This is a genomic window from Luteolibacter arcticus (assembly GCF_025950235.1).
In the GTDB taxonomy this organism is placed as follows: Bacteria; Verrucomicrobiota; Verrucomicrobiia; order Verrucomicrobiales; family Akkermansiaceae; genus Haloferula; species Haloferula arctica.
Map to the genome: position 1 here is coordinate 153,474 of NZ_JAPDDT010000014.1, position 12,289 is coordinate 165,762.

A 12,289-nucleotide genomic window follows, 5' to 3' on the forward strand; every position below is an offset into this window, starting at 1 on the left:
ATTTCAAACCGCGGATGACGCGGATCGCACGGATCCGGAATGGAGTGATCCCCATCGGCTCCATCGTCAATCCTTGCACTGTCATCCGTGAAATCCGCGCCATCCGCGGTTCTCTTCTACGATGCCTTCCGTACTTCGCCGCCGGCACGGTCTCCGCGGCGACGTTCACGGTCGAACGCATGCCGAATCCGCCGGGGGTGGACCCGCAGGTCGGCGGGGTGGATGTGTTGCCGGATGGCAAGGTCGCGGTCGTGTTTCACCGTGGCGAGGCGATGATCTTCGATCCTGTAACCAAGACGTGGAGCAAGTTCGCCGAGGGATTGCAGGAGCCGCTCGGGGTGATCGCCGAGTCGCCGTCATCGTGGCTGGTCATGCAGCGCGCGGAGCTGACCCGCCTCAAGGACACCGATGGCGATGGCAAGGCGGACGAGTATGAGACGGTCTTCGATGACTTCGGACTGACGGGGAATTACCACGAGTTCGCCTTCGGTCCGGCGAGGGGTCCAGACGGTTCGCTCTACATCGCTCTCAACGTGGCGTCGAATGGTGCCGGTGTGCGCGAGGAGATCCGCGGCAAGTGGTCGGAACTGGGCGATCTCGACTTCAAGCAGATGATCCACGACGGGCAGTGGGGCAAGCGCGCCGCCAGGGCCGGGCGCATGTACTCGCGCGTCCCGTGGCGCGGTTGGGTGCTCAAGCTTTCCCCGGATGGCAAGACGATGACGCCCTATGCCTGCGGCTTCCGCTCACCGGATGGCATCGGCGTGGATGCCGACGGCCACGTGCTGGTCACGGACAATCAAGGCGATTGGCGCGGCACCTCGCCGCTGCACGCGCTGAAGCCGGGTGGCTTCCATGGCCACCCGGCGTCGCTGGTCTGGCAGGAGGGCTGGAGCCAAGGTGATCCGCGCAAGCTGTCGCTGGCGAAGATCGATGCGATGCGCGTGAAGGAAAGCGGCCGCTTTGCCCAAGGCGAACTCGCGAACTCGCCGACCCAGCCGGTGGTATTCCCGGCGACCTGGGGGCCTTATGCCCGGCAGGTGTTGATCGGCGAAATGAACCAGAATCGCATGGTGCGTTTCATCGCCGACGACGTGAATGGCTTCCGCCAAGGCTCGCTGATCCCGATCTTCGACGACGCCGGTCTCGGCAATGGCAATCACCGGCTCGCCTTTGGGAAGGATGGCATCTTGTGGGTGGGCAAGACCCACCTTTCGTGGGCCGGTGCGGAGGGACTGGTGAAGGTGACCCCCTCGGGGCTCGAAGACGTTTTTGTCGTCACCGGCATGAAGTTGGAGAAGACCGCGGAGGGTCACGCCTTCCGGATTTCGTTCAACCGGCCGATGCCGTCGGTGAACTCGATCCGCCTCAACCGCTTCAACTACATCTACCACGAGGACTACGGCTCGCCCAAGACCGACGAGGCCACCGTGGAGATCACCAAGCGCGAGATGATCGGCGACGGCCGCGAATGGCGGCTCACGGCCGTTCCGAAGCTCGGGGCCCTCCATCGCTTCGATTTGGCAGGCTTGAGGTCCGCGGATGGCAAGGCCTTGGAAGGGAAATCGCTCTACTATCAGGCCAGCGAATTGCCGTAAGAGTCCGGTTTTTCGATCTTTATTGAAATAAAGTGACTTTTGCGGCGTCTTGTCGGGCATGCTTTTGCTTGCCCAGATTCGTCCTTGGCTTCTCCTCGCTGGCCTCGCCCCCTTGCCGCTCCATGCGGCGGAGAAGGCGGTGACAAGTTGGACCGTCCCGCTCGCGGGGAACGCCTACGTCACCAGTGGCGAGGGCGGCCAACGTTGGGACGATCCCAAGATGGTCCGGTCGATCTACTTTCGCGTTGATCGCTCGGCCGAGCTCAAGCTCGCGCTGAAAGCCACCGTCCCGCAAGGCGAGTCGAAGATCCGCGCCACTGTGGAGGGCAAGACCTTCAACGCAGACCTCAAGGGCAGCGCGGACTTCGCGCTCGGAACGATCAAGGTGAAGGAGGCGGGCTACGTCCGCGTCGACTTGCAGGGCGTGACGAAGGATGGACCCGTCTTCGCCGAGGCCGGTGAACTGTTGGTCTCCTCGGAAACCCGCGATCTCACCGTCGCCTTTGTGAAGGACAACGAGGGCAACCGTTTCTACTGGGGTCGCCGCGGGCCATCGGTCCACCTGGGCTACAAGCTGCCGGAGAAGACGACCATCGAGTGGTTCTACAATGAAGTGACGGTGCCAGAGGGCAAGGATCCGATCGGCTCCTACTTCATGGCGAACGGATTCGGCGAAGGCTACTTCGGCATCCAAGTCAATAGCCCCACCGAGCGCCGCGTCCTCTTCTCTGTGTGGAGTCCTTTCTCCACGGACAAGCCCAGCGAAATACCCGAAGACCAGCGGATCGCATTGCTCGCCAAGGGTGATGGCGTGCATGGCGGGGAATTTGGAGGCGAAGGTTCCGGCGGGCAGAGCTACCTGCGCTTCCCGTGGAAGGCCGGTACGACGTATCGCTTCCTCAATCGCGCCAAGCCGGACGGCAAGGGCCACACCGTCTATACCGCCTGGTTCTTCGCTCCGGAGGCGAACAAGTGGCAACTCGTTGCCAGCTTCAAGCGGCCGAAGACCGACAAGCACATGACCGGAATGCACTCATTCCTCGAGAACTTCGCCGACCGCAACGGCTGGCAAAACCGCGAGGCGCACTATGGCAACCAGTGGGCTCGCGATACCGAAGGAAACTGGCACGCGCTCACGGAGGCCCGTTTCACCGGGGACGACATCGCAAGCCGTGGCTATCGCCTCGACTACGCAGGCGGCGTGACGGGCAAGGAATTCTTCATGCGCAACGGCGGCTTCTTCGCCGATACCGTGAAGCTCAAGAGCAGCTTCACCCGCCCATCGAGCGGGAAGACCGAACCGAAAATCGACTTCGAGAAGCTCGAAGCGGTCACCACCGGGCTGAACTAACCGTACGCACTTGGCGTCACGTCCCGGATCGGGGCGCGACGCCAACATCACTCAAGCCTTTAGCGGTGGTGATGGTACCCGCCGTGCCGGTAACCACCGCGGTTGTAATAGCCTCCACGGTGGTAATTACGGCCACCGTAGTAGTAATTGCGGTCGTCATTATTCTGACCGATCGCGTAGCCGAGGGCACCTGCTGCGACCGCACCCGCAGCGGCAGCTCCAGGGTCGACCGATTGAACCGGGCGGCCCGCGGCGTCATAGGTGGTCATGCAGGATGTAGTGGCGAGCGCCAACACGGCAGCGGTTATTAGAGTTCCATACGTCTTCATAGCACTTGGGGTTGTTGTATGATTGATTGAGCAGTCCCAATGCCGTCGGTGAGCGGTGACCTGTGCCAAGAGTGTGTGAGGTTGATTTTCAACGGGTTGAGTCACCTTGCGGACAAAAGCCGGCAGTCCCCTCATGGCGGCGAATGGAGCGCCTTTTGCCGGTTTCGAACATGCACGTTGCACGGGGGAACTCTAGCGATTGACGCTGTGCCGTTGGATCGCCACGACGTGTGGCGTCGCCATGAAAACACTGCTGTCCCGTCTCGCCCGCTGGGCAATTCTTGCCGTCCCCTTGGTCCTCGGCCAATGCATGCACGTCCCTGAACTCGGTGCTCTCGCCGATCAGGGCAGCACCAGCCAGCGCCGTATCGTCGTGGACCTCGGCGAGCAAAAGGCCCGCCTTTATCACCAGGGCAAGCTCGTCGCCGTGTCGCCGATCTCTTCCGGTCGCGAGGGCAAAAGCTCGCCGGTGGGCCGCTTCTCGGTGATCGAAAAGGATGCCGATCATCGCTCGTCGCTCTACGGCAACTACGTCCGCGATGGCAAGGTGGTGAAGGAGAACATCGATGTCCGCAAAGGCGGCCGTCCATCCGGGTCGAAGTTCGAGGGCGTGCCGATGCCGTACTTCCTGCGCTTCAGCGGTGCCTACGGCTTGCATGCCGGCCGGGTGCCCGGCTACCCGGCATCGAGCGGCTGCATCCGTCTGCCCAAGCGCCATGCGAAGCGCTTTTACGATGCGGTTCGCCTCGGCACGCCGGTGATCGTCCAGCGCTGAACTCGCTCGCCATCCGCCCGGCGGCTTGCTCGTGGGTGAGGGCCTCAAGGCCGGGCTCCCGAAGGACAAGGTGGCCGGCGGTCATAAAAGATGGATCTGCAGTTTGATTGATCCGGTGCTTTCGCCGTGGCGCGCGATGCGCTTGATTGAGTGAAGTCATGGACCTCGATCCCCAGCGAACCATCGCCGAACTCAAGCAACTGCGCGAACTCACCGGCGACGAGAACGGCGCCCAGCGGGTTGCTTTCACCGATACCTGGGCTAAGGCCCGCGCCTGGTACCGCGACCTCTTGAAAAACCTGCCGGTGGAGATTCACACCGATGAGGCCGGGAATGTATGGGCTACACTGCGTGGCGTTTCTGACAAGGCTCTCATCATCGGCGGTCACATCGACTCGGTGCCGAATGGTGGCTGGCTCGATGGCTGTCTCAACGTGCTGTCCGGCGTGGAAATCCTGCGTCGCATCCATGACGAGCATCGTGGCAAGCCACCGTTCACCATCCGCGTCGTCGATTGGGCGGATGAGGAAGGCGCACGCTTTGGCAAGAGCTTGTTTGGCTCCTCGGCGTGCTCGGGAAATCTCGACATGAACGAGGCCCGCGGCCTGCGGGACAAGGATGGCATTGCTTTGCCCGAGGCACTCGCGGCCCATGGCATTGACTTCGAGAATGTGAAGGCCAGCGGCAAGGAACTCGTCAACGCAGCCGCCTACATCGAGCTGCATATCGAGCAAGGTCCTGTCTTGTTAGATCGCGACCTTCCGCTCGGTGCGGTGCTCGGAACCTTCGGCGTGGAGCGTCACGCGATCACCTTCCACGGCCAGGCCGCTCATTCCGGTAGCACGCCGATGAACCGCCGCCGCGACGCCTTCCTCGCCGCGGCGAAGATGAGCGAGGCGATCTATCAGATCTCCGAACGCAGCGGGGAAGGGGTGTGCACCATCGGCTCCTGCACCACCAAGCCGGGGATCGTCACCAGCGTGGTCGAGGAATGCCGCATCACCCTCGATCAGCGCCACCTTGATCCCACGAAGCTTGCGACCATGCTGTTAGAAGCGCGCGAGGCCAGCGAGCGATTCGCGAACGAGGGCAGCGTTTCCGTCACCTGGGAGCGCATCTGGCAGATTGCACCCCGGCCTTTTGACAAGGAGCTGATCGATCTCTGCGACGATGCCATCCGTGAAACCTGCGGCGTCTGTCACCGCCTTCCCTCCGGTCCGCTTCACGATGCCGCCGAGGTGGCCGCCGCAGGCATTCCTACGGTGATGATGTTCGTCCAGAGCCTCCACGGCATCAGCCACAACAAGATCGAGGACACCAAGGAAGAGCACCTCGCGCAGTCGGTGGTCGCCTTCGACAAGCTGGCGGAGAAGGTGATGGGGTGGATCGCACGTCACTAACAACTCACGCGCACAGGAAACGGTGCTGCACGGCGTGCTGTGTCGCCAGGTTCAGCAATGATCCGGCGTCATCGCCCAGCTCGGCCGCCACGATTTCATGCTCCTTCTTGAGGTTCGTGTGCACGAGGTAGGGGTTGTCCGTATTGATGCAGAAGGGCACGTCATTCGCGGCGAGCAGCCGCACGAAGCCGCCGAGCCATTGAAAATCCGGCACCACGCGGGTCACGCGGTTGACGGTGGGGCATAGCTCCAGACAGATGCCTTCATCCTGCAGGCGGGCGATCAGGTTTTCCCGTAGCCGTCCCTCGGCGCGGCGCAGCTCGATGCCGTGGCCGATGCGGTCGGGGTGGATGGCCTCGATCACCTTCATCATGCCTTCCGCGCCGGTGCCTTCGCTTTCGCCGACGTGGTAGGTGATTTTCAGGCCGGCCTCGCGGGCCTTCTCCATCATCGTGGTGATCTCGCTGAGCCAAGGCTTGCTGAGTTCGAGCGAGCGCGATTCGGGGCCGGCCATGTCGATCCCGACCACGCCGTTCGCGCCATTGAGTGCACCGCGGCTGCGCCACTTGATGGCGGCCTCGATGATCTGCCAGTTTGCTTCCAGCGACAGGTCACGTCCCAGCGACAGAATGATGCCGGTGGCCACGCCGTAGTGGAGCGACGCGCGCTCGAGTCCCTGCATCACGGCCAGGATGATGGCATCCATTGTGTGCAGGCCATGGCGGACGCGCTTGAAGGGATTGAAGCGGAGCTCCAGCGCACGGACCTGCGCTCGCCGGTAGGCCTTGGCGACGACCTGATAGGCGGAGACGTTGGCAGCGGAGGGGGAGGACTGGATTTCCTCGGTGACCTCGAAGTAGCGGCCGAGGAAGTCATCGAGCGACGCCACTTCATCCGGCCGCGCCGTGAGTGACTCGTGGAAGCTGGCGAAGTTATTGAAGCCGGTCCGCAGCCCGTTGTCGCAGAGGATTTCCCACAAGACGGACGAGGGGACCGCCCCGCCGAGATGAATGTGGAGGTCGTGCATGAACCATCAAAGCCGTGGGTCGGGGTGATGGCAAGGCCGGCTGCCGGACGTGCCTAGGAGAGGAGGGATGACCAGTTCAAAGAAAAGGATTGAGAGTCCGGATACCGGTTCGTTCGAAGTCGGCAGTATTCCTCGTAACCACCGTGAGCGAATGGCGGCTGGCCGTTGCAGCGATCTGGCTGTCGAGCGAGGATACCGCAATACGCGATTTCTCCCAACTCGCCTTGAGCTGGCCCCAAACGTGGGCAGTGCTCACGTTGAAATTCAGAATCCGCCCCTGCATGCAATCGCACAGGGCTTGAAGCCAGAGGTGGAGTTGCGCCCTTCTGCTGCCATGCGGCAGACGTTCAATTCCGCGCCGGATCTCGCCGATGGTGATGGTGCTGACATACAGCTCGCTTTCATGAGCCCGCAGCCACTCGATGACCTTGGCGTCCGGCCTGGGTTTCGCCTGCTCGCCGAAGACGTTGGTGTCGACGAGGTAGCTCAAAGCTCCAGAGGCTGAGAATCATCCGCGTCCCGCGGGGCAATTTCAAATGTTCCGGGACAGGACAAGATGAGATCCACCAGTCCCCGGTTGGCGGGGTGGCTGATCCGCCGCAGTGTGATGGTGTCGCCGTCTTCGATCGTGATCTCGAAGTCATCCCCCGGCTGGAGTTGGAGCTGTTGTCGGACAACTCCGGGCAGGACGATCTGACCTTTTTGGGATAGCACCGTAGTCATCGTAGGAAAATCCTACACGTTGGGGGGCTACTTGCAAGCAAGCAGGGAGCGGGCGTGGCATCGCCTTCCTACTGGAAGAAAAATCCCGGCAGTGGTGGCCACTGCCGGGAGGGAATCGTCTTGGATGGCGGTGACCCTCAGATCATCTCCAGGATCGACTTGAACGTCGCGCTCGGGCGCAGGGCAGCGGAGGCCTTGGCATCGTCCGGCTGGAAGTAGCCGCCGATGTCTACGGGCTTGCCTTGGACGGCATTGAGCTCTTCCACGATCTTGGCTTCGTTCGCGGCGAGCTGTTCGGCCACCGGGGCGAAGATGGCTTGCAGCTCCAGATCGCCGGTCTGCGTGGCCAGCTCGTGCGCCCAGTAGAGTGCGAGGTAGAAGTGCGAGCCGCGGTTGTCGATGGTTCCGAGCTTGCGGCCCGGTGAGCGGTCGAACTCTAGGAACTTGCCAGTGGCGGCATCGAGCGTGTCGGCCAGCACCTTGGCGCGCGGCAGCTTGAAGGTATCGGCAATGTGTTCGAAGGACGGGGCGAGCGCGAAGAACTCACCGAGGCTGTCCCAGCGCAGGTAGTTCTCCTCGATGAACTGCTCGACGTGCTTTGGCGCGGATCCGCCGGCACCGGTTTCGAAGAGTCCGCCGCCATTCATCAGCGGGACGATGGAGAGCATCTTCGCCGAGGTGCCGACTTCGAGGATTGGGAAGAGGTCGGTGTTGTAATCGCGCAGCACGTTGCCGGTCACGGAGATGGTGTCCTTGCCCTGCACGATGCGCTCGAGCGAGTAGGTGCAGGCATCGGCCGGGGCGAGGATCTTGATCTCCAGGCCGCTGGTGTCGTGATCCTTCAGATACTTCTCGATCTTGGTGATGAGCTGGGCGTCGTGGGCGCGGGTCTTGTCTAGCCAGAAGACGGCCGGATCGCCGGTGGCGCGGGCGCGGTTCACGGCAAGCTTCACCCAGTCTTGGATCGGCGCGTCCTTGGTCTGGCAGGCGCGCCAGATGTCGCCGGCTTCCACGTCGTGGGAGAGCAGCACGTTGCCCGCGCTGTCGGTCACGCTGATGGTCCCCTTGGCGGGGGCTTCGAAGGTCTTGTTGTGCGAGCCGTATTCCTCGGCGGCCTGGGCCATGAGGCCGACATTCGGCACCGAGCCCATGGTCTTGGGATCGAGCGCGCCGTTCTTTTTGCAGAAGTCGATGACCGCCTGATAGATGCCCGCGTAGGAGCTGTCCGGGATCACGGCGAGGGTGTCGCCGGTCTTGCCCTGCGCGTCCCAGACCTTGCCGCCGGCGCGGATCATCGCGGGCATCGAGGCATCCACGATCACGTCGCTCGGCACGTGGAGGTTGGTGATGCCCTTGTCGGAGTTCACCATCGAGAGGCTCGGGCCATTCGCGTAGGCGGCCTGGATGTCAGCTTCGATTTCGGCCTTCTTGTCGGCAGGCAGCTTCTCGATCTTCGCGACCAGATCGCCGAAGCCATTGCGGAAATCGACGCCGAGTTCCTTGAGCGTCGCGGCATGCTTGGCGATGAGGTCCTTGAAGAACACTTCCACCGCGTGGCCGAAGATGATCGGGTCACTGACCTTCATCATCGTGGCTTTCATGTGCAGTGAGAACAGCACGCCATCGGCCTTCGCCTTGGCGATCTGCCCTTCGAGGAAGGAAACCAACGCTGCCTTGCTCATGAAGGTGGAGTCGATGATCTCACCGGCTTTCAGCGGCGTGGACTCCTTGAGGACCTTCACGCTGCCATCGGCACCGGTGAAGGTGATCTTCACGTCGGTCGCGGCGGCAACGGTCACCGATTTCTCATTGGAAAAAAAGTCCCCGTTTCCACCCATGGTGCCGACAGACGTATTCGAGTCCGCGGACCAGGCACCCATCGAGTGCGGGTGGGCCTTGGCGTAGTCCTTCACCGCCTTCGGCGCGCGGCGGTCAGAGTTGCCTTCGCGCAGCACCGGATTCACGGCAGAGCCCATGACCTTCGAATAGCGTGCCTTGATGTCCTTCTCGGCGTCGGTCTGTGGGTTCTCCGGGAGATCCGGGAGGGCATAGCCTTTCGCTTGGAGCTCGGCCACGGCGGCCTTGAGCTGCGGGACGGAGGCGGAGATGTTCGGCAGCTTGATGATGTTCGCCTCGGGTTTCAGGGTCAGCGCACCGAGTTCGGCGAGATGGTCGCCGATCCGCTGGTCCTCCGCGAGGAACTCGGGGAACTGGGCGATGATGCGGCCGGCCAGCGAGATGTCCCGGGTTTCCACCGTGATGCCGGAGTGCTTCGTGAACGCCTGGACGATCGGCAGGAACGAGTAGGTCGCGAGCAGCGGGGCCTCGTCGGTCTTCGTGTAAATGATGGTGGGAACCGTGGACATGGAAGTGGCGGTCGTTTCGACCGGGCTTGGAACTAGGGAAATGCCCCGCCCGGGTCAATCCCGGGGGGAATCCGCGGGCGGAAGAGCATTTTCCGGGCTGGCAGGCCTCGGGCGACCCCCGTTGACACGAAAAATGACGCGCCGCCGTGGTTGCGAAAGGCCGCCGGACCGCTCATCGTAACGAGGCAGCCTGACACGACCGATATGAAATACCTCGCTCTTTCGCTCCTCACCGCCACCGCGGCGGTCGCTTCCGCCGATGACGCCCAGAAGGCCAAGCTCATGGAAACCGGCAAGGCAGCCTTCATGACCTGCATGGCCTGCCACGGTGCCGACGGAACGGGCATGAACATCCCGCCGGACAAGAAGATGGCGCCTTCGCTGGCTGGCTCCAAGATCGTGACCGGAGAACCGGCGGCGCTCGCGCTCGCCATTCTCAAGGGCATCCAGAAGGATCCTGCGAATGCCCAGATCCTCGGGATCATGGCTCCGCTCGAGCTGCAGCTCGACGACAACAAGCTCGCCGGCGTGATGACCTACGTCCGCAATTCCTTCACCAACACCGCCTCGGTCGTGACCCCGGAAGACGCGAAGAAATTCCGCGAGCAGTTCAAGGACATCAAGGCCCAGGTGACTCGCGCCCAGCTCGATGAAGCCGGTAAGAAGAAGGACAAGTAAGCAGCAAAACGATGCGCGCCTTCCTCGCCCCCTTCGTGCTAGTCTCGGCCGCGGCTCCTGCGGCCGAGGTCGTGAAGCTGGAACTAACCGCCGACGACCGGATGGTCTATAGCAAGACCGCCTTTGAGGTGGTCAGCGGCCAGAAGGTCTCGCTGGTGTTCAAGAACACCAGCGCCAAGGGCGAGAAGTCGATGAAGCACAATGTGGTGCTGCTCAAGCCAGGCACCACGATCATCCAGTTTGCAGCCAAGTGCAATGCCGCCGCGGCGACCGGCTATGTGCCGACCGACAAGGAATCGAAGGCGCTGATGGTGGGCAACACACGGCTGATCGGCGGCGGCGAAACCGCCACGCTGAATTTCGTGGCGGGTGAACCGGGCGAGTATCCGTTCTTCTGCTCCTCACCCGGCCACTTCGACAAGATGTTCGGCAAGATCGTGGTGAAGCCGAAATGATCCGGCGACACGGCAGTCCCCTTTAAATGAAAAGCGCGCGGCCCCAGCGGGTCGCGCGCTTTTTCGTGAGGGAGATCAAGCCTTGGTCTTGAGCAGGTCGCGGATCTCGGTGAGGAGCTTCTCCTCAGCAGTCGGTGCAGCAGGTGCGGGCGGCACCTCCTTTTCTCGCTTCAGGATACCGAGTGCTTTCTTCACCACCAGGAAGACCGCGAATGCCAGAAGAATGAAGGCGATGAAATCCGTGATGAACTGGCCGTAGCCGATCACCGGCTCACCAGCTTTCAATGCATCGGCGTAGGATACTTTTTTTTCCGGGAAGTTCAGATTCACATACATATCCGAGAAGTTCACACCCCCCGTTACCTTCCCGAGGAGGGGCATGAAGACATTGTCCACGAGGGACTTCACAACGGTTCCGAATGCGCCGCCGATGATGATACCGACGGCCATGTCGATGAGGTTGCCTTTGAAGGCGAATTCTTTGAACTCCTTGATCATGGAAATGGGAATTGGTGCGGTTCCATCCAAGCAGCGTTTCTAACATCGCGCAACGTCGATTCTGTAAGGAACGCAGGCGTGATCATTGGAATCGAAGGGCGCTCGATCATCCGGGTCTCTGAAGGAATTGCAGCCGCTTTGAGGCAAAAAAGCCGGAGCCCTTCGGGGGGGCTCCGGCCTGTGGAGATCAGCTGTTCGTGGCGATCACTCCGCCATGACGACGGGAGCCACGACGGTGAGGGACGTCAGCGGCCACGGGCCGCCGATCTTGTCGAGTGAGGTGGCTGCACCGGTGGTCAGATCGACGGTGTAAAGAGTGGCGCGGAGATTCTTCTTCTTGCCCTGTTTCACGACGATAGCGGCATAGGCGGTGCCGGTGCTGCCGGAAACGTCGAAGCCTGCCACTTGCTGGGCATCCACACCGAGGGAGCCGATGGTATTCAGCGTGCCATTGTTGGGCGGATTCTGGTTGGTGAGGATGTCACGTCCGGCATCGATATTGAACAGCGTGGTGCCGGTCAGGGGATCGTTGTCGTTGTTGTTATACGCACTGGCCACGACGTTGGGGACGGCCGCGAAGTTTGGATCGCCGCCCGCGTAAGCAAGACTGGCATCCACCGCCGCGATTTCCCCGGTGTCGGGATTCAGACGAAGGTTTTGCCCGGTATTGCTCACGACCCGGATGCGGTCCACTGTCGGGTTGAAGTCAAAGCCGAAGGAGGTCCCGTTCAGAAGCGTGCTGAACGGCGCGGTGCCGACCACCGTGGCGATCCCGGTTTCCCAATTGATGGTGTAGATCCGGCTGGAGCTGCCCAGCGCGTAGAGCTGTCCATTGAGCGGACGGACATCCAAGCCGAGGATCTTCTCCTTCTTCTGGAGGCCCTTGATCTTCACCTTGGTGAAATCGAAGGGATCGTCGCTGGGGAACATCACGAGCATGCCATTGGCGGAGACGCCGGCGAGCCATTCGGGGGCCGGGGATAAGCCGGCGTGGGCGCGCACGCCGAGGAGGCAGAGCGCAGTGAGTAGGATGCGGAATTTCATGGTTTCCTTGTTTTAGGGGGTTTCATGCGCCGTTCCCCACCCCGG

13 protein-coding genes are annotated in these 12,289 nt (G+C 62.1%); 6 read left to right on the forward strand and 7 right to left on the reverse strand.

Translation table 11 applies throughout. From position 1 onward, the window contains the following. Window positions 1-14: 14 nt before the first annotated feature. Together OKA05_RS23285 and OKA05_RS23290 are read left to right on the forward strand one after the other, a co-directional pair. Window positions 15-1,598 carry a DUF7133 domain-containing protein gene (locus OKA05_RS23285; RefSeq protein WP_264489604.1) on the forward strand — a complete coding sequence of 528 codons (1,584 nt, stop codon included), beginning with the start codon at window positions 15-17 and terminating at the stop codon, window positions 1,596-1,598. 58 nt (window positions 1,599-1,656) lie between these two features. Beyond that, the gene (locus tag OKA05_RS23290; protein ID WP_264489605.1) at window positions 1,657-2,949 is read left to right on the forward strand and encodes a DUF3472 domain-containing protein; all 1,293 of its coding nucleotides are present in this window, start codon (window positions 1,657-1,659) and stop codon (window positions 2,947-2,949) included. 59 nt (window positions 2,950-3,008) lie between these two features. Here OKA05_RS23290 and OKA05_RS23295 read toward each other — a convergent pair whose 3' ends face one another. Continuing rightward, window positions 3,009-3,278 carry a hypothetical protein gene (locus OKA05_RS23295; protein ID WP_264489606.1) on the reverse strand — a complete coding sequence of 90 codons (270 nt, stop codon included), beginning with the start codon at window positions 3,276-3,278 and terminating at the stop codon, window positions 3,009-3,011. A gap of 241 nt (window positions 3,279-3,519) precedes the next feature. Between OKA05_RS23295 and OKA05_RS23300 the strand changes: the two genes are divergently transcribed. Continuing rightward, a complete protein-coding gene (locus OKA05_RS23300) occupies window positions 3,520-4,053 on the forward strand; it encodes a L,D-transpeptidase family protein (RefSeq protein WP_264489607.1) in 534 nt (177 codons plus the stop codon). Between the two features lie 158 nt (window positions 4,054-4,211). Next, window positions 4,212-5,453 carry a hydantoinase/carbamoylase family amidase gene (locus tag OKA05_RS23305; protein WP_264489608.1) on the forward strand — a complete coding sequence of 414 codons (1,242 nt, stop codon included), beginning with the start codon at window positions 4,212-4,214 and terminating at the stop codon, window positions 5,451-5,453. Between the two features lie 4 nt (window positions 5,454-5,457). Here OKA05_RS23305 and OKA05_RS23310 read toward each other — a convergent pair whose 3' ends face one another. From OKA05_RS23310 to OKA05_RS23325, 4 genes are all read right to left on the reverse strand, one after another. Beyond that, window positions 5,458-6,480, reverse strand: a complete 1,023-nt coding sequence (locus tag OKA05_RS23310; protein ID WP_264489609.1) for an adenosine deaminase family protein — start codon at window positions 6,478-6,480, stop codon at window positions 5,458-5,460. A 76-nt stretch (window positions 6,481-6,556) separates the two neighbouring features. Continuing rightward, the gene (locus OKA05_RS23315) at window positions 6,557-6,970 is read right to left on the reverse strand and encodes a type II toxin-antitoxin system VapC family toxin (protein WP_264489610.1); all 414 of its coding nucleotides are present in this window, start codon (window positions 6,968-6,970) and stop codon (window positions 6,557-6,559) included. Next, complete coding sequence (locus OKA05_RS23320; protein ID WP_264489611.1) at window positions 6,967-7,203, reverse strand: AbrB/MazE/SpoVT family DNA-binding domain-containing protein; 237 nt, start codon at window positions 7,201-7,203, stop codon at window positions 6,967-6,969. The genes OKA05_RS23315 and OKA05_RS23320 overlap by 4 nt, the downstream gene beginning before the upstream one ends. A 137-nt stretch (window positions 7,204-7,340) precedes the next feature. Continuing rightward, window positions 7,341-9,569 carry an NADP-dependent isocitrate dehydrogenase gene (locus OKA05_RS23325; protein ID WP_264489612.1) on the reverse strand — a complete coding sequence of 743 codons (2,229 nt, stop codon included), beginning with the start codon at window positions 9,567-9,569 and terminating at the stop codon, window positions 7,341-7,343. A 204-nt stretch (window positions 9,570-9,773) separates the two neighbouring features. On the opposite strand from OKA05_RS23325, the gene OKA05_RS23330 reads away from it, so the two are divergent. Continuing rightward, a complete protein-coding gene (locus OKA05_RS23330; protein WP_264489613.1) occupies window positions 9,774-10,247 on the forward strand; it encodes a c-type cytochrome in 474 nt (157 codons plus the stop codon). A gap of 11 nt (window positions 10,248-10,258) precedes the next feature. Next, window positions 10,259-10,702: a plastocyanin/azurin family copper-binding protein gene (locus OKA05_RS23335; RefSeq protein WP_264489614.1), complete on the forward strand. Its 444-nt coding sequence runs from the start codon at window positions 10,259-10,261 to the stop codon at window positions 10,700-10,702. A 75-nt stretch (window positions 10,703-10,777) separates the two neighbouring features. Here OKA05_RS23335 and mscL read toward each other — a convergent pair whose 3' ends face one another. Together mscL and OKA05_RS23345 are read right to left on the reverse strand one after the other, a co-directional pair. Continuing rightward, complete coding sequence (gene mscL / locus OKA05_RS23340) at window positions 10,778-11,200, reverse strand: large conductance mechanosensitive channel protein MscL (protein ID WP_264489615.1); 423 nt, start codon at window positions 11,198-11,200, stop codon at window positions 10,778-10,780. Between the two features lie 204 nt (window positions 11,201-11,404). Then, entirely contained in the window at window positions 11,405-12,244 is an 840-nt protein-coding gene (locus tag OKA05_RS23345; protein ID WP_264489616.1) for a DUF4394 domain-containing protein, read from the reverse strand. Window positions 12,245-12,289: the final 45 nt, after the last annotated feature.

Coding starts and splice junctions, on each gene's coding strand:
- OKA05_RS23285 (WP_264489604.1), top strand. CDS start 15: ATGACGCGGATCGCACGGATCCGGAATGGAGTGATCCCCATCGGCTCC.
- OKA05_RS23290 (WP_264489605.1), top strand. CDS start 1,657: ATGCTTTTGCTTGCCCAGATTCGTCCTTGGCTTCTCCTCGCTGGCCTC.
- OKA05_RS23320 (WP_264489611.1), bottom strand. CDS start 7,203: ATGACTACGGTGCTATCCCAAAAAGGTCAGATCGTCCTGCCCGGAGTT.
- OKA05_RS23300 (WP_264489607.1), top strand. CDS start 3,520: ATGAAAACACTGCTGTCCCGTCTCGCCCGCTGGGCAATTCTTGCCGTC.
- OKA05_RS23335 (WP_264489614.1), top strand. CDS start 10,259: ATGCGCGCCTTCCTCGCCCCCTTCGTGCTAGTCTCGGCCGCGGCTCCT.
- OKA05_RS23295 (WP_264489606.1), bottom strand. CDS start 3,278: ATGAAGACGTATGGAACTCTAATAACCGCTGCCGTGTTGGCGCTCGCC.
- OKA05_RS23330 (WP_264489613.1), top strand. CDS start 9,774: ATGAAATACCTCGCTCTTTCGCTCCTCACCGCCACCGCGGCGGTCGCT.
- OKA05_RS23310 (WP_264489609.1), bottom strand. CDS start 6,480: ATGCACGACCTCCACATTCATCTCGGCGGGGCGGTCCCCTCGTCCGTC.
- mscL (WP_264489615.1), bottom strand. CDS start 11,200: ATGATCAAGGAGTTCAAAGAATTCGCCTTCAAAGGCAACCTCATCGAC.
- OKA05_RS23345 (WP_264489616.1), bottom strand. CDS start 12,244: ATGAAATTCCGCATCCTACTCACTGCGCTCTGCCTCCTCGGCGTGCGC.
- OKA05_RS23325 (WP_264489612.1), bottom strand. CDS start 9,569: ATGTCCACGGTTCCCACCATCATTTACACGAAGACCGACGAGGCCCCG.
- OKA05_RS23305 (WP_264489608.1), top strand. CDS start 4,212: ATGGACCTCGATCCCCAGCGAACCATCGCCGAACTCAAGCAACTGCGC.